Below are 24198 nucleotides of genomic sequence, written 5' to 3'. Positions count from 1 at the left end.
AGGCACGCGATTCGTCAAGCAATTCCGCGCATCTCCGGTGGGGTAAAATAATACTCCCACCTCTGGGCTGGTCAGGCAAGGAGCGTCCAGCGCTCGCGTGCAATGCGTGAACTGTCGCCGATGCGGGTCACGATGCGGCGTTCGCTGGAGACCAGCAAACCGTCGCTTTGGCGCGCTTCGGCCTCGATGGTGATGTCGTAGGAGCCGGTCTGGCCATCAGGCAGAGCCATCTTGCGGTTTTCGGTCCGCTTGCCCGCTTCGGGGAAGAACAGGTCGCGCGGGACCTGGCTGACCACTTCGGCCGCCGTGCTCCCGACTTGCGCCAACCACGCCTTCGCATCGCGCTTGTCGCCGTCTGCCAAGGTCAAACTGTCTATGCGCGCGTCCGCAGCGCGCAGCGCCGCTTCGATACCGGTCGCGCCCCTGCCGCCCCAGTCGAAGATATGCCCTTCATTATCGAGCTTCATGGGAAAGAGGCCGGTAACTTTCCGCGAACGCTCCATTTCGGCCAGTGCGGCGAGCGCCGGTGGAGCTTTGACATCGCAACGCCCTTGTGTGCCGCGTACGGATGCTCCCGCGCCAATCTGGTCGAAACTGCATTCCCAGTTCCGGGTAACAACAATGGCCGCACCGCCGCCAAGACCGCGTTCGAGTTCCCGCCGCAGGATGAATCTTCCTTCGGGAAAGGTGATTCCACGAGGTGCTGCCGCCAGCCTGACGGGCAGGGACAGTAAAGACAGACTGGCTCCGGCTGCGATACCAGCCAGTATGGCGCGTCTATTGCTGGACATTGCTCCCATTCCCCCCGTCGAGCCCCGCCAGCCACCCGGCAGTGGCTTTCCCGGCAATGCAGGGCCAGCCCAATATTGCCGGAGCTTCGTAAGGGTGCAAGTCCTCCAGGCGTGCAATCGCCCGTTCGAGCAGCGATGCGTCGGTTTTCAGGAGTGCGGGGCATTCCTCGCCTTCGCCGTGCTCACCCGCCCATTCGAACAGTGAGTGGATAGGTGCGCCGATGTTGATGCAGCCGATAAGACCCTCGGCGAGCAGCTTCTGCCCGACCTCACGTGCCGATGCGGCGTCGGGGAAGGGGCAGTAGACGAGTGCGCTCATTCCTGCCTTCCGAGCACATGCGCCCCAACGGTGAAGGCGATAACGAGGAGCGCGCCGACCAGCTGGTGCAGCACGGCGAGGTGGAATTCGACGCCCGTCATCACCGTGGCGATGCCGAGCAGGACCTGTGTGCCGAAAGCCGAATGGATGGCGATCGAGGCCTTGCGGCTCGCCGGTTTCACCTTGCGCGCCATCACCACCAGTGCGCCGACGACCACCCAAGCCCACCAGCGATGCATCCAGTGGATGAGGAAGGGGTCATGCGTCATCGCCCAGAAAATGCCTTGCGAGGAATCGAATTCGGGGATGAAACGCCCCTGCATCAAGGGCCAGCTATCCGAGGCAAGCCCTGCCTCCAGCCCAGCGACCCAGGCGCCGAGCAGTAACTGCACGAACAGAATAACCCCTGTCCAAGCAGCGAGCGCGGTCATACCGGCTGGCTTCGGCTTGCCTGCGGCCACACGCTTGAGGTCGAAAGCGGTCCAGACGAGGCCGCCCAGCAGGACAAGCGCAGTGCACAAATGAATGGCGAGACGGAAATGGCTGACATCCGTGCGCGTCTCTAGGCCAGAGGCGACCATCCACCAGCCGAAGCTGCCCTGCAGCCCGACCAGCGCCACCAGCGCGAACAGGCGCCAGAAATAGCCCTGCGGCACCATTTTGCGCAGCGCGAAGATGGCGAGTGGCACGGCCAGCGCCAGACCGATGAGGCGGCCGAGCTGGCGGTGTATCCATTCCCACCAGTAAATCGACTTGAACGCCTCAAGGTCCATCCCCGCAGGACCGTTGATCTGCTGGTATTCGGGTATCTGCTTGTAGAGCTCGAATTCTGCCTGCCAGTCGGCATCGCTCAATGGCGGGAGCGCACCGAGGAAGGGCTTCCACTCGGTAATCGATAGCCCGCTTTCTGTGAGGCGCGTGATGCCGCCCACGGTCACGATGAGGACGACGAGCCCGGCAACGATGAACAGCCAGTTGGCAAGCAGCCCCGGGCGGGCGCTGGAAGGTGTCTCGGTCATGGTATCGTTCATGGTTGGGCGTGATTGCCGCAAGCGCCCCCAATCGCAAGTGCAATTGATTCAATCGGCATAACGGCCACAGCAAGCGACGAACTGCGTCCTTTTTCGCAACCTGCCCTTGTAACAGGTGATACTATCACATATCTGTCATGACATGTTGCAACGCGCCATCAATCCGATTCGGCAGCGGCTCGACCGTATAGGTATCGGGCTCTCGGGCCTGTGCGCGCTGCATTGCCTGGCCAGCATCGTGCTGGTGTCGGGCCTCGGCATCGGGGGTGAGTTGTTCTTCTCGCCCGACATCCACCGCTGGGGTCTGGCGATTGCTACGCTGATCGCTGCCGTCGCCATCGGCTGGGGCGCGCTGCGTCACCGTATGGCCGCGCCCTTCGTGATTGCGATGACCGGCCTCACCTTCATGGGCGGCGCTCTGGCGGTCGAACATGGCTACAAGGAAGCCATCCTGACCATCATCGGCGTGGCGCTGGTATCGCTCGGGCACATCCTCAACCTCCGTCATTGTCATTCCGCCGCTTGCAAGGAGCGCTGCGGAGACTAAGTCGGGCCGCATGATCAGCCTGACCGTCAATGGCGAAACCCGCCGCACCGCCGCTTCCACCATCGCAGACCTCGTACGCGAGCTCGAACTCGACCCTGCCAAGGTCGCGGTCGAGCACAACGGCGTGATCGCGCCGCGCAGCGAGCTGGGCGAACAAAAAGTGGCCGAGGGCGACAGCCTCGAAATCGTGCATTTCGTCGGCGGTGGGCAGGACGACGACACTTGGACCGTCGCCGGACGCACCTTCAAGTCGCGCCTCATCGTTGGCACGGGCAAGTACAAGGATTTCGAGCAGAACGCTGCTGCGCTCGAAGCGAGCGGAGCCGAAATCGTCACCGTGGCGGTGCGCCGGGTCAATGTCAGCGACCCCAAGGCACCGATGCTGACCGACTATATCGACCCCAAGAAGACCACCTACCTCCCCAACACCGCCGGTTGCTTCACCGCCGACGATGCCATCCGCACCCTGCGCCTTGCGCGCGAGGCGGGCGGCTGGGACCTCGTGAAGCTCGAAGTGCTTGGCGAGGCCAAGACGCTCTACCCCGACATGCGCGAGACGCTGAAGGCGACCGAGGTGCTGGCGAAGGAGGGCTTCCTCCCCATGGTATATTGCGTCGACGACCCGATTGCCGCCAAGCAGCTCGAAGAGGCGGGCGCCGTGGCGGTGATGCCGCTTGGCGCGCCGATCGGTTCGGGTCTCGGCATCCAGAACCAGGTGACCATTCGCCTCATCGTCGAGGGCGCGAATGTGCCGGTGCTGGTCGATGCAGGCGTGGGAACGGCCTCCGATGCGGCAGTGGCGATGGAGCTGGGCTGCGACGGCGTGCTGATGAACACCGCCATCGCAGAGGCCAAGGACCCTATCCGTATGGCCCGCGCGATGAAGCTGAGCGTAGAAGCGGGCCGCGAAGCCTATCTCGCCGGACGCATGGGACGGCGCAAATATGCCGACCCGAGCAGCCCGCTGGCGGGGCTCATCTGAGGAAGGAATGACAGTGGCGGATTTGCAGGTCGAACTCGAGGAGACGGACAGCAAGGGCCGCTATGTCTATCGCGCCCCTGGGGGCGAGGAGGCTGAAATCACCTTCTCGCGAGTGAGCCCGACGCGGATCATCGTCGACCACACGGGCGTGCCCGAGAGCATGCGCGGACAGGGCATCGGCGAGGCGCTGGCGGCACAGGTAGTGGAAGATGCGAGGGGCAAGGGCATCGCCATCATTCCGCTCTGCCCCTTCTTCAAGGCGATGGCCCAGCGCCATGATGACTGGCAGGACGTCGTCGAACTCTAATCTCAGGACTAAACGGGCCGCAGGCCCGCAAGGCCGGAAGCGTAGTCGAAGACGCAGCTGACCGAAGGTCACCTGCATGGCCGCCGCGGCTCATGCCGCGAAGCCAAGTGACGCGGATGCGTCGCGCCCGGCGTCTGAGGGCGCCCATGAAAGTCCCACCACCAAAAATTAACCATATTGGCCGACATTCCGATTCGACGAAGGAGTCGAATCAATGGCTGTTACCAATGCTGCATCGCTGACCATCGCCGAAATGCGCGAGTTCGCCAGCTTCACCGCCGCCGAGCAGCGCTATATCCGCCGCAGCCTCGATATCGGGCTGGGCCGCTGCGATGCCTTCCGCATCTGGGGCCGCACGCAGGGTGAGACTGCCGCGATCCGCAGCCAGTATGTCGCCTACCAGGAACTGAAGGCCCTGCGCGGCGCGATTCCGCAAGAATCGGGCTTCGACGCCATCGAGAGCTTCATCGGCAAGATTACCCGCGTGGCCGCCTTCGACCTCGCGCAGGAGCGCATCGAGTGCTTCTCGGCCTTCCGTTTCCTCTACGAACGCCTGCTCGGAGCCGATGCGCGCCCGTGGCTGCCGAGCGCCTTCTGCGCCGCCGCCGCGCTCCCGCAAATCCGCCCCGAACGCCGCAAGATGCTCCTCCAGAGCCTGAGCGAAGCCGCCGCCACAGCCCCCGGCTGGAGCGACCGCGCACCGAGCTTCTATCCGGAGTTCATCGAGGAAATCGCTGCCTGAACCGTTTTCTCAGGGTCGCAATTGCCAAGATCAGTCCTCCGATTCCCCCGATTAAGTAACTCGCCGTGTGTGCCCATGCCGCGAAAGCGAAACGACTGTGGCGAGTGGCTAAGATTTCATTCTCCCAACTCCCAATTACGTTGAGTCCCGACGACTGAAGCAGCGCGCCCAGCAAACCGGCGGCCAAAGCCATCGTTGCGCTGATAAGCATCAAGAGGACGATTTTCGGTCGCAACGAACAGAACGCGATTTTCGAAGCAGCTCCGCATCGAGCGGAAAGGGTCAAGATAAGCCCCAATATCGCCCCGACCCACCAAGTCGCAATGATGCCCCAACCCACCGCAAGCCAAAATGGGGAGTTGGTCGCAAAGACGGGCGGATGAGCGACTGTAAAATACTCGACGCAGACATGCGCCGTGACCTGATCGTGCAATATGCCGTACACTACTGCGGCAAGCACCGAGAACACGATGATCTTCAGGGCTTCCATCGACAGCCTCCCAAGCCAGATGTTCGCCGCGACCGGCTTATAGCTCTTCCACAATCAGGTAGGTCACCGTGGTCTCGCCCACATTGACCACTTCGTGCCACTCCACCCCGTCGCTCGCATAGTCCGAACCCGTCGCCAGCGTCGCCGTGCGCGTGCCGCTTTCGCTGGTGAGTTGCATCGTGCCGCCGCTCAGTGCGTAGCCGTAATGCGGCGGGTGGTAATGCCGCTCATGGCCCACGCCGGGCGGGAAGGTGCAGCGCAGCACCCGGTGCGTGTCGGTCTGGTGCTGAAGCGTGCAGACTCGCTCGCCCTGCCAGCCCGCTTCTAGCGCTGAGGGCAGCGCATTGCTGACATGCTGGCGCGTGGTGCACCCGCCGAGCACCAGCGTGCCGGCAAGGATTATCGCTATATTCCGCATGTTTAGCTGCGATACAGGCCGTCGAGGCGATCGCCATAGCGGTCGCGGATCTTGTGGCGACGGATTTTCATCGAGGGGGTCATTTCCTCGTTCTCGATGGTGAAGCCTTCGTCCGCGAAGGTGAATTGGCGGACCTTCTCGATGACCGAGAGGTCCTTGTTCACGCGGTCGACGGCTTTCCGCACAGCGCTGCGGAATTCGGGATCGTCCTGCAGCGCCTTCATGTCGAATTTCTTGCCGTTCTCCTTGGCCCAGTCGACCGCCCATTCGGCGTCGGGAACCAGCAGGCCGACGATATAGGGCCGCTTGTCGCCCGCGACCATCGCTTGACCGATTTCGGGCTGCAGCGTGAGCATGCCCTCGACCTTTTGCGGGGCGATGTTGTCGCCCTTGTCGTTGACGATCATGTCCTTCTTGCGGTCGGTGATGACGATCCGGTTCTTTTCGTCGAGATGGCCGATATCGCCCGTATGCAGCCAGCCGTCCTTGATCGTGCGCTCGGTCTCGGCCTCGTTCTGCCAGTAACCGTGCATCACCAGTTCGCCGCGGCAGAGGATTTCGCCGTCCTCGGCAATCTTCACCTCGACCCCGCGCATGGCCGGGCCGACCGAATGCATGGCGATGCCTGCTGCCGGGCGGTTGCAGGCGACCACGGGGCCGGCCTCGGTCTGGCCATAGCCCTGCAGCATGGTCAGCCCCATGCTCTCGAAGAAGATGCCGACTTCCGGATTGAGCGGCGCGCCGCCCGAAACCATTGCCTTGATGCGCCCGCCGAAACGCTGGCGGATTTTCGGCTTGAGCAACCGGCCGACCACGAAATCCTTGGCTCCGTCGCCGAACTTGGGCTTGCCCTCGGCGCGGCGCTCGCCGACCTCGAGTGCGGTGTCCATCAGCTTTTCCGCAAGGCCGCCCTGCTTCTGGACCTGCTTCATGATGCGCGTGCGCAGCACTTCGAAGAGGCGCGGCACGACGACCATGATGGTAGGGCGGGTTTCCTCGATGTTGCTTGCCAGCTTCTCGAGGCCTTCGGAGTAGAAGATCTGCGCGCCCACGCTGATGGGAAGATACTGGCCGCCGGTGTGTTCGTAGGCGTGGCTGGCGGGCAGGAAGGAGAGGAAACGTTCCTCATCGTCAATGCCGAAGTCCTCGATGAGGATTTCCGCCGCGCCTGCGATATTGCACAGGATGGCGCCATGGTGCTGCATCACGCCGCGCGGTGCGCCGCCCGTGCCGCTGGTGTAGATGATGCAGGCGGTGTCGCCGCGCCCGATGCCCGCAATACGCTCTTCCACGGCCTTGCGCGCTGCAGCGGCATCACCGTCCACCAGCGTGTCCCACTGGTGGTAGGCGAAACTGCCCGATTGCTGGCGATGAAGGTCCTCGATGCCGATCACATGGTCGGCAATGCCGGTCGATGTGAGCGCGCCATGGAGCGGGCCGAGCAGCTTCTCGGTCGAGACGATGACCGCCTTGGCCCCCGAATTGTCGAGGATATGGACGTGGTCACGCTCGGTGTTGGTGACATAGGCTGGAACGGTGATGCAGCCCGCAGCCATGATGGCGAGGTCGGCGATGCACCACTCGGGGCGATTTTCGGATACCAGGCAGACACGGTCGCCCGGCTTCAGGCCCAGCTTGCGCAGGTTTTCGGCGAGCAGGCACATTTGCTCTGCCGCTTCGCTCCAGCTGATGGTCTGCCATTCGCCATCGCGCTTTGCGCCCAGGAAGGCGCGGTCGGGCCGTTCGTCGGCGCGCTTCAGGAACAGTTCGACAAGATTGTTGGCGGAATCGATATCCGACAGCACAGGCAGGCTCCTCGAAAATACTTATCTTTGTTGTGCGACCAACGAAGGGCAGGGGCTTAGGCTCCCGCTCCAGTTACGGCAAGGGGGCGGCGGCGCCACCTCAGGGCATGTCCAGATAGCCTTCGAGGCGCGGGTCGCGCGCGGTCTCCCACTGGTCGCCGACCCGCCGCAAGGCACCGCCCTTGATGGGGGCCTGGCGGATGATGAGCTCCTCATGGCCGAGTGCGCGGAATTGCTCTGCTTGCGCTTCCAGCCAGGTATTTTCCTCAAGCAGGACGCGGTTCCCGAAAGCCATCAGGAAGGGCAGTCGGAGCGATTCCTCGGCAGAGAGGCCGAAATCGATGGCGCCGATGATGGCGCGCGCGGTTGTGACGGGAATGGTGCTGCCGCCCGCCGCGCCGACGACGAAGAAGGGACGCCCTTGCGGATCGTAGACCACGGTTGGCGACATGGAGGAGCGCGGCCGCTTGCCGCCCTCCACCCGGTTGGCGACCATCCGGCCGTCGACTTCCGGCGAGCGGCTGAAATCGGTGAGCTCGTTGTTGAGGTAATAGCCGCCGACCATGAGGCCCGAACCGAAAGCGCTCTCGATGGTCGAGGTGTAGCTGACCATGGTGCCTAAGCTGTCGACCACGGCGAGGTGCGAGGTTCCGTGCTCGACCGGTTCGTCGCCATCGGCGAGTGCCATGGGCGCACCGCGCGGGCGACCAGCCGTGATCTCGGTCATGGACCTATCTTCGGAAATCAGCGCGCTACGCTCGGCAAGGTAGCTCTTTTCGAGCAGCCCTGCGACCGGGACGGTCACGTAATCGCTGTCGGCCACATAGAGCTCGCGGTCGGCATAGGCGAGGCGCTGGGCCTCGAGAAACAGGTGCCAGGTGACCGCATTCTCCGCACCCAGCGCGGTGAGGTCGAAGCGTTCGAGCTGGCCGAGGATCTGCTGCACTGCAATCCCGCCCGAAGTCGGCGGGCCCATCGAACAGATGCGGTATTCGCGATAGCTGCTGCACACCGCGCTGCGTTCCTTGGCCTCGTAACCGGCGATGTCGTCATAGGTCATCGCGCCCGGCTTGGGCGTGTCGGCAGCAACCGTGGTGGCGACAGCCAGTGCGTTCTCGCCGGTATAGAAGGCTTCAGCACCGCCCGCGGCGAAAGCCTCGAATGAGTTCGCCAGTTCCTCGTTGCGCACCAGCGTGCCGACCGGCAGCGGTTCGCCGTCCGCGCCGTAAAACAGCGCCTTGGCCATCTCGCTATGCCCGCCGGTCAGCCGCGAACGACCCAGCGCGTCATGCATGCGCGGATTGATCTGGAAGCCCTCGCGCGCAAGCTTGATGGCGGGGGCGAAGATATCCGCCCATGCCAGCCTGCCGTGCTCCCCATGCGCCTTGGCGGCGAGCGCGATATTGCCCGGCACGCCCACGCTCAGCCCGCTGCGGACCGACTCGCGGAACGGCGGCGTTTCGCCCTTTTCGTCGAGGAACCACGTCGGCGTGGCGCCCGAGGGTGCCGTCTCGCGTCCATCGTAAGTCGTGACATCGCCATCCGCCTCGCCGCGCACGAGGAAGCCGCCGCCGCCAATGCCCGAACTCTGCGGCTCGACTACGGTCAGTGCCAGCATGACAGCAATCGCAGCGTCGGTCGCACTGCCGCCCTTTCGCAAGATCTCTTCGCCCGCCGCCTGCGCGCGCGGGTCTGCGGCTGACACCGCACCTAGCGGAGGTAACGGAATGCCCGGCGTCATTCCGAAGTCCGGGGTGTTGCCGGTGGAAGTGGAGCAAGCCGAAAGGGCAAGCGCGGCGAGCGGGAGGACCGAGAAGCGTATCATCACGCGCGAGGCTATTCGCTTCCGACGGCGTCCGCAATCGAGGAAAACCCGTCGCGCTTCATCAGTCGCTCCAGTCCGCTGGTGATGCGGCGCGGCAGGCCGGGGCCTTCATAGACCATCGCGCTATAGAGCTGGACGAGGCTCGCGCCGGCCCGGATACGCGTCCACGCGTCCTCGGCGCTCGCTATGCCGCCAACGCCAACGAGCGGGATGGCTCCGCCGGTCGCCTTGCGAAAATCGCGCAGGCGTTCGAGTGCAAGCTCGCGCAAGGGTGCGCCCGACAAACCACCCGCCTCGCCCGCATGGTGCGAGCGCAGGTCCGGACGAGTGATGGTGGTGTTGGAGACGATCAGCGCGCCCAGTCCCTTGTCCGCCGCAATGCGCGCAATCGCGTCGACATCGGCGGGTTCGAGATCGGGTGCGACCTTGAGGAAAACCGGCGGTCCGGTCTCTCCGCGCGCCTCGAATACTGCGTCGAGCAAAGCCACCAGCGCGCCTTCGTCCTGCAGCGCGCGCAGGCCCGGCGTGTTGGGGCTGGAGATATTGACGGCAAGATAGGTTGCCAGCGGCGCCATGATGCGGGTCATTTCCGCATAATCGGCGATGCGGTCCTCGCTGTCCTTGTTCGCGCCGATGTTGATGCCGAGCACGCCCGGCCGTCCCTTGCGCGCTGCGAGTCGCCGTGCAGCCGCCTCGGCGCCGCCATTGTTGAACCCCATCCGGTTGATGACCGCGCGGTCTTCGACCAGCCGGAACAGCCTGGGCTTGGGATTTCCCGCCTGCGGGCGCGGGGTGATCGAGCCGACCTCGGCAAAGCCGAAGCCAAGCCCGAGCAGCTTGTCGGGCACTTCGCCATCCTTGTCGAAGCCTGCCGCCATCCCGAGCGGATTGGGAAAGTCGATCCCCGCCACATTCGTGGCCAAAACGCCTGTTTTCGGAGGGGAACCGGCAGGGGCGGCCTTCAGCGCGGCAACGGTAAGGCGGTGTGCACGTTCGGGATCGAGGGCAAAAAGTGCCGGGCGGGCAAGGTCGAAAAGCATGCCGGGCCTATGGCCGATGCACCCCATGCTGTCGAGCAGGCGAGCGTCCCAAGAAGGGGCAAATTGTAAATTATCGGCAAAATGATGCGGGCCAAGATCTTGTGTCGCGTGCATACAATCAAAGAATCGAAAGACTCGCTAATACCTTCCCTGCGACCCGAAGGGCTCGAGGCAGCAATGCAACGAGTTCTCACCTACACAGGGCGGCTCCCAGTGGGCCGCCTTTTTTTTGTTTCATTTGAATATTTTGTAAGAAACCGACAAAGTCGAATGGACTTTCATGTGATGCGGGCGCAGGATGTCACCCGTTCAAGGGGCGAAAACAGGGGCGCACACGGAATGGCCGAGACGGCGCACGCCGATAGCAGCTACAGGTTCGAGTGGGTTGCTGCGCCCAAGGCGCTGACGCCCTACCTCAATTCGCTGTATATCCTGCGGACGGGCGAGACAGGCGTGGCTGATATGATGCCGGCCTATTCGGGGCAATTGGTAGTGACGCTGAAGGGCGGCGGCACGATGCATTTCGCCAAGGGCGGGGCATCGCGTACCACGCCGGCCTTCCTCCAGTGCCCGCTGTTGCAGGCGCAGGAATTCGCCATCGATCCGCATACGGTCATGCTGGGCGTATCGCTCAACTTTCGCGGCTGGGCGGCGCTGACGGGCCTGCCGGTCGACGAATACAGCGACCGCTCCGTGCCTGTGGCCGATGTCTTCCCGGAAGAGATCGCCTCCCCCATGCTGGCGCTGGTCCGGCAGGCCGAAAGCGGCGAACTGGGTGAGCGCGAGGCGCTCGATCGACTGGCCCAGATTGTCGCGAGCGGGATCTCGCCCTTGTCCGAACGCCACCTGCAGGTGATCGACCGCACGCTCGAATGGCTGTCGTCCTCGCTCAAACCGGACATTGCCGATTTGCAAGACCGGCTGCCCTATTCCGAACGGCAGGTGCAACGGCTGGTGACGCGGTTCTTCGGCCAGCCGCCGGTGCGCCTGATCCGCCGTTACCGGGCGATCCGGGCCGCCACCATGCTGGCCATGCCCGACCTCACCCCCAAGCTGGAGGCCGAACTCCGCGAGGCGTTCTATGACCAGGCGCACATGATCAAGGAAATTCGCCACTTCACCGGCCGTACGCCGCGCCGCCTGCAGCCGAAGGTGGATTCGGTGGTCAAGGAAACGCTGGGCGAACCCGGCTACGGCTCGGTCGATCTGTTCGGCGGCAACCAGGACGAGGAATTGGCAAAGAGGGGCGACTGACCCCTAGTTGCTAACGACTCGCAATTGGCGGTTTTCCGTTGAAAATCGCGTCTTCCGCTCATAGCTGGCTAATCGGAACGATATTGTCCGATTAAGAAGCCATGCGCCTTTCGAACCTTGCAGACTACGCTGTCGTCACGATGAGCCAGGCAGCCCGCCATTGCGGCGGGGGCAGGGTGAGTGCGTCCGAACTGGCGTCGGAAACCGGCCTTCCTGCGCCCACGGTGCAGAAGCTGGTGAGCAAGCTGGTCGGCGCGGGCCTCCTGCGCTCGGTGCGCGGGGCAGGCGGCGGCTTGCAGCTGGCGCGGCCGGCTGCGGCGATCACGCTGGCGGACATTGTCGAGGCGGTCGAAGGGCCGATTGCGCTGACGGCCTGCGTGGAAGGCACGGATTGCTCGGTCGACCATGATTGCCGCGTGCGGCCGCACTGGCCGCTGGTGAATGAAACGCTGCGCAGCGCGCTGGCTGGTGTCAGCCTCGTGCAACTGGCGCAGGAAAAGGAACTCGCGTGAACGAGCAAGTGGACATCCAGGACCGTGAGGCCAAGGAAGCTGCCGCCAAGGTGGCCGAATACGAGCACGGCTGGTCTTCGGACATCGAAACCGAATTCGCCGAGAAGGGCCTGACCGAAGACACGGTCCGCTTCATCTCGGCCAAGAAGAACGAGCCCGAATGGATGCTCGACTGGCGCCTCAAGGCCTTCCGCATGTGGCAGGAAATGGAAGAGCCGGACTGGGCGAAGCTTGGCTATCCGGCGATCGACTACCAGGACGCCTATTACTACGCCGCGCCGAAGAAGAAGCCGGAGCTGGAATCGCTCGACGAGCTCGATCCGGCGATCCGCGAGACCTACGAGAAGCTGGGCATCCCCATCGCAGAGCAGGAAGTGCTCGCCGGGGTGAAGGGCGCGCGCAAGGTCGCGGTGGACGCGGTGTTCGACAGCGTCAGCGTCGCCACCACCTTCCGCGAGGAGCTGAAGAAGGCGGGCGTCATTTTCCTCTCGATCAGCGAGGCGATCCGCGAATATCCCGAGCTGGTGAAGAAATGGCTCGGCAAGGTGGTGCCGCAGAAGGACAATTTCTTCGCGACATTGAATTGTGCGGTCTTTTCGGACGGCACCTTCGTCTATGTGCCCGAAGGCGTGCGCTGCCCGATGGAGCTCAGCACTTATTTCCGCATCAACGCCGAGAATACCGGCCAGTTCGAACGCACGCTGATCGTCGCCGAAAAGGGCTCTTACGTCAGCTATCTCGAAGGCTGCACCGCGCCGATGCGCGACGAGAACCAGCTCCACGCCGCCGTGGTCGAACTGGTCGCGCTGGAAGATGCCGAGATCAAATATTCGACCGTCCAGAACTGGTATCCGGGCGACGAGAACGGCAAGGGCGGGATCTACAATTTCGTCACCAAGCGCGCTCTGTGCCAGGGCGCGCGCAGCAAGGTCAGCTGGACGCAGGTCGAAACCGGCAGCGCGGTGACGTGGAAATACCCCAGCTGCGTGCTCAACGGCGAAGACAGCGTGGGCGAGTTCTACTCGGTTGCGGTTACAAATAACTACCAGCAGGCCGATACGGGAACCAAAATGGTTCATAACGGCAAGGGCAGCCGCTCGACCATCATCTCCAAGGGCATTTCGGCGGGCAAGTCGAACAACACCTATCGCGGCCTCGTGCGCGTTGCGGCCAACGCCGACGGAGTGCGCAACCGCACCGAATGCGACAGCCTACTGATCGGCGACGAGTGCGGCGCGCACACCGTGCCCTATATCGAGGTGAAGAATCCGAGCGCCCAGATCGAGCACGAGGCGACCACCAGCAAGATTAGCGACGACCAACTCTTCTACGCCATGCAGCGCGGCTTGGATGACGAGGAAGCCATCGCGCTGATCGTCAACGGCTTTGCCAAAGAAGTGCTGAAAGAATTGCCGATGGAGTTCGCCGTCGAAGCGCAGAAGCTGCTGGCGATTTCGCTAGAGGGGAGTGTGGGGTGATGGAATTTCTCGACTATCTATTTCCGCTGCTAGTGGTCGGCATAGTTGGCTATGTCTTGTACAAGGCGAACCGGAACACGCGGGTCAATCGGCGATCGAAATCAGACCTCGCCAATGAGCTGTTTGCCAATACTAGAATTTCAAACACCGGATCATCCGGCGGTCATGTCGAAACCAAGCCGACAGCTCGGTTCACGCCAGCGCCCCATCATTTCCCAGTGTCCTCCTATGGCGGCAGTGAACTTCGCGCTCCGCACGGCTTTGACATCGCAGAGCCCGAGAGGCGTACGATCCCTGATAGGTTCCAAGGTGATTGGCTCTGGGAAGGTGCAACGGAGGATGCGGCTGAGCATCGCATTGCTCTTCGCGCCCAAAGTGTAACCTATATCCATGCACTTGGGGCCGAACCTGTCGTCGGGGCCTACACCCTGACGCCGGGCGATCCTGATGAAATCGCTGTGGTCACACAGCAGATGGACAATGGGGAATGGGCGTTCGCCACATATCTCTTCAAACTTCTCGAAGGCGATACCAAGTTGACGAATATTGAGAGCATGGACATGCGATGGGATCGTTTGTCGTGACTGACCGCAAAACCCTCCAGCTTCGCGATCCATCGGAAACCGCCGACGCCGCACCCGCGCTCAAGAAGAAGGGCCGCGGGTGGGAGATTTCGGAGAAGCGCCTCGACGCTCTGCACGAGCAGGCGCGCGATATGCGGCGTCACTCGACCGAAGCGCACAAGGCGCTCGCCGAGAAGTTTGCCAAGGCCGACATGGGCCCATTCACCTTCAAGCGCCACGCCGTGGTCGGCAGCGCGATCGTCGATTTTAACTGCCACAAGCTCGGCATGGCGATAATGATCGACGAGGAAGGGCAAGACGATGCCCTCGCCAAGCGCCGCGACAAGAGCCTCGAGGCGGTCGGCATCCGCGTAATGCGCATTGCCGCCAAGGACATTCTCGAAGACATGGACGCCGTCCTCCAACGTATCACTCTCGGCATGCGCAGCCGCATTGCCGACAAGAAGCAGGCGCGCCACGACCACCAGCGCAACTCCGCGCCGCGCCCCCGCTATTCCAGGGAAGACAATGCTGAAGATTGACAACCTCACCGCCGAAATCGGCGGCAAGCAGATCTTGAACGGCCTCACGCTCGAAGTGCCGGCGGGCGAGGTCCATGCGATCATGGGCCCCAATGGCGCGGGCAAATCGACGCTGTCCTATGTCCTCGGCGGCCGGCCGGGTTACGAAGTGACCGGCGGATCGGTGACGTTCAATGGCGAGGACCTGCTCGATATGGAGCCGCACGAGCGCGCGGCGGCAGGCCTGTTCCTCGGCTTCCAGTACCCGGTCGAAATTCCCGGCGTGTCGAACGTCCAGTTCCTTCGCGAGGCTTTGAATTCGCAGCGAAAACAGCGCGGGGAAGAACCGCTCTCGGGCGGCGAATTCCTCAAGCTCGCCAAGGAAAAGGCCGGGCTGCTCAAGCTCGACATGGACATGCTCAAGCGCAATGTGAACGTCGGTTTCTCCGGCGGCGAGAAGAAGCGCGCCGAAATGGTCCAGATGGGCATCCTCGATCCCTCCTTCGCCGTGCTCGACGAGACCGACAGCGGCCTCGACATCGATGCGCTGCGCGTTGTGGGCGAGGGCATCAACGCCATCATGCGCAAGGCGGACAAGGCCGTGCTGCTGATCACGCACTACCAGCGCCTGCTCGAAGTGGTGAAGCCCGACAAGGTCTCCATCCTCAGCAAGGGTACAATCGTGAAGACCGGCGGCCCCGAGCTTGCGGAGCGCCTCGAAAACGAAGGCTATGACGCGGTGATGGCGGAGCCGGCATGAGCGAAGCGGCAACCCTCCCCACCCGGCGCGACGAGGCGTGGCGCTATGCCGCGGTCGACCGGCTGCGCGACAGCGACCTTGCATGGCGCCAGATAGACGTGGTGGCGGGCGAGAGCGCGCGTGAAGTCCTGCTCATAACCGACGAAAATTCCGGCGAAACCGAAGTGACTCGCCTGCGCGTCACGGTCGGTGAAGGCGCGCGGTTCGAACTGTTTGGCGTCATTGCCTCGGCCGACTACGCCCGTATCGAAGTCGAGGTCACTCTCGGCAAGGGCGCGCATTTCGAGATGGGCGGCATCACCGTCGGCGGCCGCGACACGGTGCGCGAATTCGTCACCCGCACCACCCATGCCGAGCCCGACGGCACCAGCAACCAGACTGTCCGCGCGGTCCATTGGGGCAAGGGTACAGGCAATTTCCTCGGATCGATCGACGTTGTCCGCCACGCGCAGAAGACCGACGCGGCGCAGGACTTCAAGGGCCTGCTCCTCGAAAAGGGCGCGAGCGTGAACGCCGTGCCGCAGCTCGAAATCTTTGCCGACGATGTCAAATGCGCCCACGGCGCCACCGTCGGCCAATTGGACGAGAGCGCGCGTTTCTACATGGCGGCACGCGGCCTGGCGCCCGAGCTCTCGCGCCGCCTTCTGGTGCAGGCCTTTATCGGCGATGCGCTGGTATCGCTCGACGACGAGGACGCGCAGGAGCGCCTGCTCCAGGCCGCGCTCGACAAGCTGGACAAGCACCTGTGAGCGAGGCCGCAACCCTCACCCGAAAGGCGGACTTCCCCGGCCTCGTGACGCCGGAAGGCGAGGTCTGGCACTATCTCGACACCGCCGCCTCGGCGCAGAAGCCGCAGGCCGTGATCGATGCGATGAGCCGCGCGCTGGGCAAGGACTACGCCACCGTCCACCGCGGGGTCTATGGCCGCTCGGCGCAGATGACGCTGGGCTACGAAGCCGCCCGCCGCCGCGCGGCAGACTTCATCGGCGCAAAGTCCGAGAACGAGGTGGTCTTCGTGCGCGGGGCGACCGAGGCCATCAACCTCGTTGCCGCCACATGGGGCATGACCCGCATTGGCGAGGGCGACCGAATCATCCTCTCCACGCTCGAACATCACTCGAATATCGTGCCCTGGCAAATGCTTGCCGAGCGAACCGGAGCTGAAATCGAGGTTTGCCCCTTGACGCCAGACGGTCAGATTGACCTCGGCGCGCTCGAGGCAATGCTCACCCCGCGAACCAAACTGGTTTCTCTGGCGCATGTTTCGAATGTTCTTGGTTCGATACTCGATGCCCGGAAGGCGGCCGACCTCGCCCATTCGGTCGGCGCGAAGATTTTGCTCGACGGCTGCCAGGCCGCACCGCGCATGACGCTCGACATGGAAGCGCTCGATTGCGATTTCTATGCCTTCTCAGGCCACAAGCTTTACGGCCCCACGGGCATCGGCGTGCTGTGGGCGCGCAGCGAACTGCTCGAGCATATGCCTCCCTATCAGGGCGGCGGTGCAATGATCGACAAGGTCGCCTTCGACGGCACAACCTATGCCCCGCCCCCGCAGCGCTTCGAGGCGGGCACGCCGATGATTACCGAGGCAATCGCGCTGCACGCCGCCATCGACTATGTCGACGCGCTCGGCCCCGACCGCCTGTTCGAACACGAAAACAGGCTTGCCGCCACCTTGCGCACGGAACTGCGCAAGCTGAACGCCGTCACGCTGTTTGGCCCCGAAGAAAGCGCCGGAATCGTCTCTTTCGCGCTGGAAGGGGTGCATCCGCACGACCTCGGCACCATACTGGACGAAGAAAACGTCGCCATTCGCGCCGGACACCACTGCGCGCAGCCGCTGATGGAGCACCTTGGCGTACCCGCCACTGCGCGCGCCAGCTTCGGCCTCTACAGCGACGAAAGCGATATCGACGCGCTCATGCGCGGAATTGAAAGGACCCGGAGGATTTTCGGATGAACAAGCCTTCCGACGAACAGGATTTCATCGCCGCTCCCTCGCCGGCTGACACCGTGGTCGGCAAGCCGCCCCGCGCTCGTGTGGAAGATGCGGTCGACCCCGAAGAAACCGCGGGCGAAAAGCTCGAACGCAAGCGCGACTATCTCGAAGGCTTCCTTGCGAAAAAGCCCGAGGCGGACAGCGCCACCGGTGCGGGCGGCAAGCTGCAACAGGCGGTCATCGATGCGCTGAAGGAAATCTACGATCCGGAAATCCCGGTCAACATCTACGACCTCGGCCTGATTTACGGTGTCGAGGTCGATGACGAGTGCGACGTCACCGTCATTATGACGCTGACCACTCCGCATTGCCCGGTCGCCGAAAGCATGCCGGGCGAAGTCGAGCTGCGCGCCGCCAGCGTGCCCGGTGTCCGCGATGCCGAGGTCAATCTCGTCTGGGACCCGCCTTGGGGCCCGGAAAAGATGACCGACGAGGCGCGCCTCGAACTGGGGATGCTGTGAGAGATATTGGCCGTTCGTGTCGAGCGAAGTCGAGACACGTTCGCGCGACGGTTCTCGACTTCGCTCGAACCGAACGGATAGGTTGCGAATATGACTGAAACCACCACCCGTCCCGCCCCCAAGGCCGCAGTCATCCTCACCCCGCGTGCGGAAGAGCGCATTGCCGAACTCATGTCGAAGGCTCCCGAGGATGCCATCGGCGTAAAGCTCTCGACCCCGCGCCGCGGTTGCTCAGGCCTCGCCTATTCGGTCGATTACGTAAGCGAGGAAGCCAAGTTCGACGAGAAAATCGAAACCCCGGGGGGTGTCTTCTACATCGACGGCGCATCGGTGCTCTATCTCGTCGGCAGCACGATGGACTGGGTCGAGGACGATTTCTCTGCCGGTTTCGTGTTCGAAAACCCGAATGCCAAAGGCGCCTGCGGCTGCGGCGAAAGCTTCATGGTCTAGATTGCGCGAGGGAGGGCTGCGAACGGCCCCCCCTGCGCTTCCGGTGCTCACGGACTTCAAGTCCGCTGCGCGCCGGTTCTCGTGGAGCACCATTCTCGCTCCACCCTCACACAATCTACCGTCTGAGTGCCCTCACACAGGCAGCGCGGTCGACATCCTCGCCGTCGCTGGCGCGTCTCGCCTCCACATGCGTCGCGCTGGGCCTCGCGCCCGGCTGCAGCGGGTAGAGATAGATGTCGAGCACACAGGGGCTGCCGCTGAACTGCAGCTTCATCGCATCGCCCTCTTTGACCTCCAGTCGGGGCGCGCCGAAGATATTCGCAAGCGCGGTCGCATCGCGGCCGATGATGCCCTCTAGGCCCGGCAGGTTCATCACCTTCGGCGCGATAAAGGTCGCGGTGGACGGTGCCGCCTGTACCGGGCGCTGCGGCGGCGGACGGGTCGAGGTGACCGGTCGCTGCTCGGCAGGCGTGTAGCTCTTCGGCGTGCTCATACAGGCGGACAGGCTGCCCGCGAGCATCAGCAATGTGGCAATCTTACGCATGGGGCGACCTCGAGCGATGGACCATATGGGTGGCACTGGCCGCTCCGAGCACGGGGGCCAGCAAGTTGAGGAACGGCACAAGCAGCAGGCCTGCCACTGCCCCGCCGAGCATGAACCGCTTTCCCTGCCCGAGCGGGGCAAGCTCGCTCTCGTCCACACGGTGCCTCAGCCACACCATGTCCTGCAACTCGCGGCCCAAGAGGAAACCATTGACCGCCCAGAACAGGAGCGCGGTGCCGATACCGGTGACCAGCAGCATCACGGCGAAGGGCAGGGCAAGGAGGTTGGCCAATAAAGCGCGCAGCGTGGCGCGAATGCCGTTCTTCAGCTCCTCGCCGAAGGAAAGCGACCGCGCGGCGCTGGCCGCATCGGGATAGTGCTTCGCCTCGACCGCACGCACCACGTCCTCGGCAAAGAACTGCAGGACGAACAGCGCGACGAAGCGGAACAGCAGCCATGCACCGATAATCGTTGCGAGGACGGCCAACAGCGTACTCGCGCCACCGCCGTCCTCAAGCCCGGCCCATTCGAGCGCCGCCTCGAAGCCGAAGCTCAGCCCCCAGCCGACAACCAGGAATATTCCCAGCGTTATCAGCAGGCTCTTGAAAATGATCTGCAGGATGGCCGGGTCGCCCAATTGGCTGAAGGACAGGGCGAGGGCGCGGGGAAGCGAGTTCATTATGCCACTGGAATCGCGTGAGAGAGCGCCCAAGTCAACGCCGCCCTTGGCCTCGCTGCGATGAACGGCTAACCGCGCCCGACGAGTTACCCCAATTACCCAATTTCCCGGAGTTACCATGACCGACCCCCGCTACGACGTCGTCGCCATCGGCAATGCCATCGTCGATGTGATGGCCCCCTGCGAGGACGAGCTCATCGAAGAGCTTGAGCTTGCCAAGGGCGGGATGACGCTGGTCGATACCGAGCGCGCCAAGGAACTTTACGACGCCATGGGCCGCGCGACCGAAATTTCGGGCGGTTCGGCGGCCAACACGCTCGCCGGCATGGCCGCGCTGGGTGCGCAGTGCGCTTTCGTCGGGCAGGTCGCCAAGGACCAGCTCGGCGACATCTTCGCGCACGACATCCGCGCGGTGGGCATCGATTTCGATACCGCGCCCCGCGAAGGCGACCCGCCGACCGCTCGCTGCCTCATCTTCGTCACCCCCGATGGCGAGCGCACGATGAACACCTTCCTCGGCGCCTCGCAGTTCCTGCCGCCCGCCGCGCTCGACGAAGAGCTGATTGCGAGCGCCGGCGTGCTTTACCTCGAAGGCTACCTCTGGGATCCGGAAGAACCCCGCAGCGCCATGCGCCGGGCCATCGAAGTGGCTCGCAATGCAGGCCGCAAGGTGGCCTTCACCGCCTCGGAAAGCTTCGTCATCGACCGCCACGGCGACGATTTCCGCGCGCTGATCGAAGAGGGCAAGATCGACATCCTCTTCGTCAACGAGCACGAGCTCGCCACGCTGACCGGCGAACAGGACTTCGACGCGGGACTCGACATGCTGAAGGACAAGGTCCCCACGCTCGTCGCCACCCGAAGCGCAAAGGGCGCCGTAGCCATCCAGGGCGGGACGCGTGCCGAAGTCGCCGCCGAGCCGATCGACAAGGTCGTCGACACCACCGGCGCGGGCGACCTTTTCGCCGCCGGCTTCCTCACCGGCCACACGCGCGGCGAAGGCCTCGAGACCTGCCTCCGCATTGGCGCCATCTGTGCCGGCGAAATCATCAGCCACATCGGCGCACGCAGCGAGAAAGACCTGAAGGCGCTCGTCGCGGAAAAGCTCGGCTGAACCCGATTCGTCGATAAACTACCGGAAATCAGGAAAGCCCCGCTCCAGCAGCGGGGCTTTTTTGTGGGTGCCACATCCTTGATCCCGGAAGGCTGACTCGGGGCGATACCGTAGCGGCAGCGCTGGATGCAGGCTTCTCGCACCGTGTTGGCGCCCGAGACAATTTCACATTGCAACCTTGCGCCGCCGCTTCCGTTGGTGAAGTAAATCCGGAAATGCAGCCCGCAAATCCGGGCGCGAGAGGATGACCAGCGGAGCGTGACCCCATGAATCTCGAATTCACCCCCGAAGAACAGGCTTTCCGCGACGAGGTTCGCGCCTTCATCGAAGCGAACTATCCCAAGCACCTCGGCGATGTCGGCCTGCGCGAAGACCTCTCGCGCGAAGATTTCCTCGCCTGGCACAAGATCCTCGGCGAAAAGGGCTGGTCGGTCCCCGCATGGCCCGAACAATATGGCGGCACCGGCTGGACCCCGACGCAGCGCTATATCTGGTCGGAAGAGAACGCCCGGGTGAACGCGGTCATGCCGCTGCCCTTCGGCGTCTCGATGGTCGGCCCCGTCATCTACACTTTCGGCAGCGAGGAACAGAAGGCCAAGCACCTCCCCGGCATCCGCAGCGGCGACGTGTGGTGGTGCCAGGGTTACTCCGAGCCGGGCGCCGGCTCGGACCTCGCCTCGCTCAAGACGACCGCGGTTCGCGACGGCGACCACTACGTCATCAATGGCCAGAAGACCTGGACCACGCTGGCGCAATATGCCGACTGGGGCTTCTTCCTCTGCCGCACCGACACCGATGCCGCCAAGCCGCAGGAAGGCATCAGCTTCATCCTGGTCGACATGAAAACGCCCGGCGTGGAGGTGAAGCCAATCAAGCTTCTCGACGGCGGTTACGAGGTCAACGAAACATGGCTCACCGATGTCCGCGTTCCGGTCGAAAACCTCGTCGGCGAAGAGAACAAGGGCTGGACCTACGCCAAGTTCCTGCTCGCCCATGAACGCAGCGGCATCGCCGGTGTCGCCCGCTCCAAGCGCGGCGTCGAAAAGCTGCGCGAAATTGCTGCCAACGAGATGGTCGATGGCGAACCGCTGATCGAGGACTTCGAATTCGCGCGCAAGGTGAGCCAGCTCGAGATCGACCTCGCCGCGCTCGAAATCACCGAACTGCGCACGCTGGCAGGCGAGCAGGCGGGCAAGGGCCCGGGCCCGGAAAGCTCGATCCTCAAGATCAAGGGGACCGAAATCCAGCAGCGCCTCACCGAACTCACGCTGGAGGCCGTCGGAAGCTATGCTGCGCCCTATTATCACAGCATCGCGAACGACGATGGCAGCAATGAATATCCGGTCGGACCCGATTATTCGGCGCATGCGGCGGAAACCTATTTCAACATGCGCAAGACTTCGATCTACGGCGGATCGAACGAGATCCAGCGCAACATCATCACGAAAATGATCCTCGGCCTCTAAGGCCTGAGAGAACGAGCGGAGAGAGACCCCGTGGATTTCAACTTCACCGAAGAACAGGACATGGTTCGCGACGGCTTGTCGCGCCTCGTCCGCGAGCAATATGACTGGGAAACCCGCCGCGCGGCCATCGAGAGCGATGCCGGATGGCGGCCCGAAATCTGGGCGCAGCTGGCCGAACTCGGCATCCTCGGCATGCCGTTTAGCGAAGAAGTCGGCGGTTTCGGCGGCGGCGCGGTCGATGCGATGATCGTGATGGAGGAATTCGGCAAGGGCCTCGTAGTCGAGCCTTTCGTCCCCACCGTGGTCTGCGCAGGCGGCTTCCTCAAGCATGCGGGCAGCGAGGCGCAGCGCGAGGAGCACCTCTCGGCCATCATCGACGGCAGCCGCGTCTTCTCCTTCGCCTACGCCGAACCGCGCGGGCGCTACAATTATGCCGACCTCGAAACCACGGCGAAAAAGGACGGCGACGGCTATGTCCTCAATGGCCACAAGGCCGTCGTCATCGGCGCGCCCTGGGCGAGCCACCTCGTCGTCACCGCGCGCACCGGCGGCGACCGGCGTGACAGCGAAGGCGTGAGCGTCTTCATCGTCGACAAGTCGGCTGATGGCATCACCACGCGCGACTACGAGACGGTCGATGGCCGCCGCGCCTCGGAAGTCTATTTCGAGAATGTCTCGGTCCCCGCCGATGCGCTCATCGGCGAGGAAGGCGCTGCCCTGCCGCTGATAGAGCAAGTCACCGACGAAGCGATCGCCGCCCAGTGCGCCGAAGCCTGCGGAGCGATGAAGGTCGCCCACGCCATGACGCTCGAATATTCCAAGCAGCGCAAGCAGTTCGGCGTGCCGATCGGCAAGTTCCAGGTGCTGCAGCACCGCATGGTCGACATGTACACCGCTTACGAGACCGCCGTCTCGCTGACCTATCTCGCCACGCTCAAGCTCGACGCAGGCGAAAAGGAGCGCAAACGCGCCGCCTCGTCAGCCAAGGTCGGCGTCGGCCAGTCGGCCCGCTTCATCGGGCAGGAAGCGGTGCAGATCCACGGCGGCAACGGCGTGACCGACGAATACGCTATTGGTCACTACTTCAAGCGGTTGACGATCTTCGAAAGCGAATTCGGCAGCGTGGACCATCATTTGAAGCGACATGTGTCGCTCGCTTAGCGGCACCCTCGCTTAGAGGCAGTCGCCTCTCGCCAGATAGCGACCATCGAACCGCATGGGGACGGCGGTCAACGTGCCGTCTCCCTCCTGCCTCTGTGCGTTGATGTGGAGGTGCGGCTCCTCGGTGTTTCCGGAATTGCCCGCGAGACCGAGTGGCTGACCCCGTGTCACTTCGCCGCCCACATCAACGGCGAGCGTGCCGGGCTGGAAATGTGCCAGCAGGACATCGGCGGCCTTGCATTGCAGCAAGACATAATTCGAGCCGTCCAGCGACCGGTTGGCATGACCCGGGGCGACATCGGGTTTGCCGTCAACGGCCTCGCTGACCACGCCGTCGCATGGTGCCACGACCTTGCTGCCATAGACGGCGTAATCGCCGAGCGCGGCAGGTTTGGGCGATAGCGAGCGGTCCGCCAGGGTGCGAAATCCGAAGCGGTTAAGGCGGATGAAGTCTACCGAATGCTTTTCGTAACTGGCGGCGGTCTTGTCGCTCTCGACATAATGCAGGTTGAGTGCGAGCGATGAGCCACCCGATAGGACACAGTGACCGGCAACCTCTGCAAAGGGCGACGACAGTTCGATTGCTTCCTCTGCCGGGGCGATGCGACCCGCAACGCCCTGCCATATGAGGATTAGGCCGGGTATCGCGGTGAGAGCGGCGAGTATTATCTGGAGGCTTCGCAACCTCGCCGGGTTCTTGACGGGCATTCGCCACCAACGCAGGCAGGCGAGCAGGAACAGGACCAGATAGACCGCCGCGCCCCATATCGGCGGATAGACCCAAACGCCGCTCAGCACGATGCCGAACACGAGCGCTCCTGCGCTGGCGGTGTAGAGCAGGCGCCAAAGCCGTGTCGGGCGACCCGCAAGGAACAAGCTCGCGACGAGCGCAAGCAGGACCATGTTCTGGAAGATCAATCCTGTAAGCAGCATGTG

General features: G+C 63.6%; 28 protein-coding genes. 17 read left to right on the top strand and 11 right to left on the bottom strand.

Going from position 1 to position 24198, the window contains the following annotated elements; all coding sequences use genetic code 11:
- Positions 1–71: 71 nt before the first annotated feature.
- From K3152_RS10680 to K3152_RS10670, 3 genes are read right to left on the bottom strand one after another with little or no spacing between them, the layout of a single operon-like run.
- Positions 72–791 (bottom strand): hypothetical protein, encoded by a 720-nt coding sequence (locus tag K3152_RS10680; RefSeq protein WP_221574094.1) that lies wholly within the window; start codon positions 789–791, stop codon positions 72–74.
- The gene (gene cutA, locus K3152_RS10675) at positions 778–1110 is read right to left on the bottom strand and encodes a divalent-cation tolerance protein CutA (RefSeq protein WP_221574093.1); all 333 of its coding nucleotides are present in this window, start codon (positions 1108–1110) and stop codon (positions 778–780) included. Before cutA ends, K3152_RS10680 begins: the two co-directional genes overlap by 14 nt.
- The gene (locus tag K3152_RS10670; protein ID WP_221574092.1) at positions 1107–2129 is read right to left on the bottom strand and encodes a COX15/CtaA family protein; all 1023 of its coding nucleotides are present in this window, start codon (positions 2127–2129) and stop codon (positions 1107–1109) included. Before K3152_RS10670 ends, cutA begins: the two co-directional genes overlap by 4 nt.
- A 154-nt stretch (positions 2130–2283) precedes the next feature.
- Between K3152_RS10670 and K3152_RS10665 the strand changes: the two genes are divergently transcribed.
- The 4 genes from K3152_RS10665 to K3152_RS10650 all read left to right on the top strand — a co-directional run bounded on the left by K3152_RS10665 (position 2284) and on the right by K3152_RS10650 (position 4719).
- Entirely contained in the window at positions 2284–2688 is a 405-nt protein-coding gene (locus K3152_RS10665; protein ID WP_221574091.1) for a MerC domain-containing protein, read from the top strand.
- 10 nt (positions 2689–2698) lie between these two features.
- Positions 2699–3670, top strand: coding sequence for a sulfur carrier protein ThiS (gene thiS, locus K3152_RS10660; protein ID WP_221574090.1), 972 nt, complete (start codon positions 2699–2701; stop codon positions 3668–3670).
- A gap of 13 nt (positions 3671–3683) precedes the next feature.
- The gene (locus K3152_RS10655; RefSeq protein ID WP_345719799.1) at positions 3684–3977 is read left to right on the top strand and encodes a GNAT family N-acetyltransferase; all 294 of its coding nucleotides are present in this window, start codon (positions 3684–3686) and stop codon (positions 3975–3977) included.
- 214 nt (positions 3978–4191) lie between these two features.
- The gene (locus K3152_RS10650) at positions 4192–4719 is read left to right on the top strand and encodes a hypothetical protein (protein WP_221574088.1); all 528 of its coding nucleotides are present in this window, start codon (positions 4192–4194) and stop codon (positions 4717–4719) included.
- Here K3152_RS10650 and K3152_RS10645 read toward each other — a convergent pair.
- The 5 genes from K3152_RS10645 to K3152_RS10625 form a co-directional block, all read right to left on the bottom strand.
- A complete protein-coding gene (locus K3152_RS10645) occupies positions 4697–5209 on the bottom strand; it encodes a hypothetical protein (RefSeq protein WP_221574087.1) in 513 nt (170 codons plus the stop codon). The two genes, K3152_RS10650 and K3152_RS10645, sit on opposite strands and share 23 nt — an antisense overlap.
- Before the next feature lie 37 nt (positions 5210–5246).
- Entirely contained in the window at positions 5247–5627 is a 381-nt protein-coding gene (locus tag K3152_RS10640) for a cupin domain-containing protein (protein ID WP_221574086.1), read from the bottom strand.
- A 2-nt stretch (positions 5628–5629) separates the two neighbouring features.
- Positions 5630–7432, bottom strand: a complete 1803-nt coding sequence (locus K3152_RS10635; RefSeq protein WP_425594677.1) for an AMP-dependent synthetase/ligase — start codon at positions 7430–7432, stop codon at positions 5630–5632.
- A 100-nt stretch (positions 7433–7532) separates the two neighbouring features.
- The gene (gene ggt / locus K3152_RS10630; protein ID WP_221574085.1) at positions 7533–9257 is read right to left on the bottom strand and encodes a gamma-glutamyltransferase; all 1725 of its coding nucleotides are present in this window, start codon (positions 9255–9257) and stop codon (positions 7533–7535) included.
- Positions 9258–9268: 11 nt separating this feature from the next.
- A complete protein-coding gene (locus K3152_RS10625; RefSeq protein WP_221574084.1) occupies positions 9269–10297 on the bottom strand; it encodes a quinone-dependent dihydroorotate dehydrogenase in 1029 nt (342 codons plus the stop codon).
- A gap of 339 nt (positions 10298–10636) precedes the next feature.
- Between K3152_RS10625 and K3152_RS10620 the strand changes: the two genes are divergently transcribed.
- The 10 genes from K3152_RS10620 (at position 10637) to K3152_RS10575 (ending at position 18298) form a co-directional block, all read left to right on the top strand.
- A complete protein-coding gene (locus K3152_RS10620; RefSeq protein ID WP_221574083.1) occupies positions 10637–11551 on the top strand; it encodes an AraC family transcriptional regulator in 915 nt (304 codons plus the stop codon).
- A gap of 101 nt (positions 11552–11652) precedes the next feature.
- On the top strand, positions 11653–12063 hold the full coding sequence (locus K3152_RS10615) for an SUF system Fe-S cluster assembly regulator (RefSeq protein ID WP_221574082.1): 411 nt from the start codon (positions 11653–11655) through the stop codon (positions 12061–12063).
- A complete protein-coding gene (gene sufB / locus K3152_RS10610) occupies positions 12060–13541 on the top strand; it encodes a Fe-S cluster assembly protein SufB (RefSeq protein WP_221574081.1) in 1482 nt (493 codons plus the stop codon). Before K3152_RS10615 ends, sufB begins: the two co-directional genes overlap by 4 nt.
- Positions 13541–14125 carry a hypothetical protein gene (locus tag K3152_RS10605; RefSeq protein WP_221574080.1) on the top strand — a complete coding sequence of 195 codons (585 nt, stop codon included), beginning with the start codon at positions 13541–13543 and terminating at the stop codon, positions 14123–14125. The genes sufB and K3152_RS10605 overlap by 1 nt, the downstream gene beginning before the upstream one ends.
- Entirely contained in the window at positions 14122–14646 is a 525-nt protein-coding gene (locus K3152_RS10600; protein WP_221574079.1) for an endonuclease domain-containing protein, read from the top strand. The genes K3152_RS10605 and K3152_RS10600 overlap by 4 nt, the downstream gene beginning before the upstream one ends.
- On the top strand, positions 14633–15385 hold the full coding sequence (gene sufC / locus K3152_RS10595; RefSeq protein ID WP_221574078.1) for a Fe-S cluster assembly ATPase SufC: 753 nt from the start codon (positions 14633–14635) through the stop codon (positions 15383–15385). The genes K3152_RS10600 and sufC overlap by 14 nt, the downstream gene beginning before the upstream one ends.
- Positions 15382–16134, top strand: a complete 753-nt coding sequence (locus tag K3152_RS10590) for a SufD family Fe-S cluster assembly protein (RefSeq protein WP_221574077.1) — start codon at positions 15382–15384, stop codon at positions 16132–16134. The genes sufC and K3152_RS10590 overlap by 4 nt, the downstream gene beginning before the upstream one ends.
- The gene (locus K3152_RS10585; RefSeq protein ID WP_221574076.1) at positions 16131–17348 is read left to right on the top strand and encodes an aminotransferase class V-fold PLP-dependent enzyme; all 1218 of its coding nucleotides are present in this window, start codon (positions 16131–16133) and stop codon (positions 17346–17348) included. The genes K3152_RS10590 and K3152_RS10585 overlap by 4 nt, the downstream gene beginning before the upstream one ends.
- Positions 17345–17848 (top strand): SUF system Fe-S cluster assembly protein, encoded by a 504-nt coding sequence (locus K3152_RS10580; protein ID WP_247713346.1) that lies wholly within the window; start codon positions 17345–17347, stop codon positions 17846–17848. The genes K3152_RS10585 and K3152_RS10580 overlap by 4 nt, the downstream gene beginning before the upstream one ends.
- A 90-nt stretch (positions 17849–17938) precedes the next feature.
- Positions 17939–18298, top strand: coding sequence for a HesB/IscA family protein (locus K3152_RS10575; protein WP_221574075.1), 360 nt, complete (start codon positions 17939–17941; stop codon positions 18296–18298).
- A 115-nt stretch (positions 18299–18413) separates the two neighbouring features.
- On the opposite strand, the gene K3152_RS10570 is transcribed toward K3152_RS10575, so the two are convergent.
- Together K3152_RS10570 and K3152_RS10565 are read right to left on the bottom strand one after the other, a co-directional pair.
- A complete protein-coding gene (locus K3152_RS10570; protein WP_040964504.1) occupies positions 18414–18842 on the bottom strand; it encodes a hypothetical protein in 429 nt (142 codons plus the stop codon).
- A complete protein-coding gene (locus tag K3152_RS10565) occupies positions 18835–19521 on the bottom strand; it encodes an EI24 domain-containing protein (protein ID WP_221574074.1) in 687 nt (228 codons plus the stop codon). The genes K3152_RS10570 and K3152_RS10565 overlap by 8 nt, the downstream gene beginning before the upstream one ends.
- A gap of 118 nt (positions 19522–19639) precedes the next feature.
- Here K3152_RS10565 and K3152_RS10560 point away from each other — a divergent pair, with 118 nt between their 5' ends.
- The 3 genes from K3152_RS10560 (at position 19640) to K3152_RS10550 (ending at position 23262) form a co-directional block, all read left to right on the top strand.
- A complete protein-coding gene (locus K3152_RS10560; RefSeq protein WP_221574073.1) occupies positions 19640–20635 on the top strand; it encodes an adenosine kinase in 996 nt (331 codons plus the stop codon).
- Between the two features lie 266 nt (positions 20636–20901).
- Positions 20902–22101: an acyl-CoA dehydrogenase family protein gene (locus tag K3152_RS10555; protein ID WP_221574072.1), complete on the top strand. Its 1200-nt coding sequence runs from the start codon at positions 20902–20904 to the stop codon at positions 22099–22101.
- 30 nt (positions 22102–22131) lie between these two features.
- Entirely contained in the window at positions 22132–23262 is a 1131-nt protein-coding gene (locus tag K3152_RS10550) for an acyl-CoA dehydrogenase family protein (RefSeq protein WP_221574071.1), read from the top strand.
- 12 nt (positions 23263–23274) lie between these two features.
- Here K3152_RS10550 and K3152_RS10545 read toward each other — a convergent pair whose 3' ends face one another.
- Positions 23275–24195: a M23 family metallopeptidase gene (locus K3152_RS10545; protein WP_221574070.1), complete on the bottom strand. Its 921-nt coding sequence runs from the start codon at positions 24193–24195 to the stop codon at positions 23275–23277.
- Positions 24196–24198 lie beyond the last annotated feature (3 nt).

Source organism: Qipengyuania polymorpha (assembly GCF_019711435.1).
Classification (GTDB): domain Bacteria; phylum Pseudomonadota; class Alphaproteobacteria; order Sphingomonadales; family Sphingomonadaceae; genus Qipengyuania; species Qipengyuania polymorpha.
The sequence above is the reverse complement of the archived record's forward strand: the minus strand, read 5'-3'. Positions and strand labels throughout refer to the sequence as shown.

Coding starts and splice junctions, on each gene's coding strand:
- K3152_RS10650 (WP_221574088.1), top strand. CDS start 4,192: ATGGCTGTTACCAATGCTGCATCGCTGACCATCGCCGAAATGCGCGAG.
- K3152_RS10580 (WP_247713346.1), top strand. CDS start 17,345: ATGAACAAGCCTTCCGACGAACAGGATTTCATCGCCGCTCCCTCGCCG.
- K3152_RS10545 (WP_221574070.1), bottom strand. CDS start 24,195: ATGCTGCTTACAGGATTGATCTTCCAGAACATGGTCCTGCTTGCGCTC.
- K3152_RS10625 (WP_221574084.1), bottom strand. CDS start 10,297: ATGCTTTTCGACCTTGCCCGCCCGGCACTTTTTGCCCTCGATCCCGAA.
- K3152_RS10605 (WP_221574080.1), top strand. CDS start 13,541: ATGGAATTTCTCGACTATCTATTTCCGCTGCTAGTGGTCGGCATAGTT.
- K3152_RS10575 (WP_221574075.1), top strand. CDS start 17,939: ATGACTGAAACCACCACCCGTCCCGCCCCCAAGGCCGCAGTCATCCTC.
- K3152_RS10640 (WP_221574086.1), bottom strand. CDS start 5,627: ATGCGGAATATAGCGATAATCCTTGCCGGCACGCTGGTGCTCGGCGGG.
- K3152_RS10680 (WP_221574094.1), bottom strand. CDS start 791: ATGTCCAGCAATAGACGCGCCATACTGGCTGGTATCGCAGCCGGAGCC.
- K3152_RS10620 (WP_221574083.1), top strand. CDS start 10,637: ATGGCCGAGACGGCGCACGCCGATAGCAGCTACAGGTTCGAGTGGGTT.
- sufC (WP_221574078.1), top strand. CDS start 14,633: ATGCTGAAGATTGACAACCTCACCGCCGAAATCGGCGGCAAGCAGATC.
- cutA (WP_221574093.1), bottom strand. CDS start 1,110: ATGAGCGCACTCGTCTACTGCCCCTTCCCCGACGCCGCATCGGCACGT.
- K3152_RS10645 (WP_221574087.1), bottom strand. CDS start 5,209: ATGGAAGCCCTGAAGATCATCGTGTTCTCGGTGCTTGCCGCAGTAGTG.
- K3152_RS10665 (WP_221574091.1), top strand. CDS start 2,284: ATGTTGCAACGCGCCATCAATCCGATTCGGCAGCGGCTCGACCGTATA.
- K3152_RS10560 (WP_221574073.1), top strand. CDS start 19,640: ATGACCGACCCCCGCTACGACGTCGTCGCCATCGGCAATGCCATCGTC.
- K3152_RS10590 (WP_221574077.1), top strand. CDS start 15,382: ATGAGCGAAGCGGCAACCCTCCCCACCCGGCGCGACGAGGCGTGGCGC.
- K3152_RS10615 (WP_221574082.1), top strand. CDS start 11,653: ATGCGCCTTTCGAACCTTGCAGACTACGCTGTCGTCACGATGAGCCAG.
- K3152_RS10555 (WP_221574072.1), top strand. CDS start 20,902: ATGAATCTCGAATTCACCCCCGAAGAACAGGCTTTCCGCGACGAGGTT.
- K3152_RS10570 (WP_040964504.1), bottom strand. CDS start 18,842: ATGCGTAAGATTGCCACATTGCTGATGCTCGCGGGCAGCCTGTCCGCC.
- ggt (WP_221574085.1), bottom strand. CDS start 9,257: ATGATACGCTTCTCGGTCCTCCCGCTCGCCGCGCTTGCCCTTTCGGCT.
- K3152_RS10565 (WP_221574074.1), bottom strand. CDS start 19,521: ATGAACTCGCTTCCCCGCGCCCTCGCCCTGTCCTTCAGCCAATTGGGC.
- K3152_RS10670 (WP_221574092.1), bottom strand. CDS start 2,129: ATGACCGAGACACCTTCCAGCGCCCGCCCGGGGCTGCTTGCCAACTGG.
- thiS (WP_221574090.1), top strand. CDS start 2,699: ATGATCAGCCTGACCGTCAATGGCGAAACCCGCCGCACCGCCGCTTCC.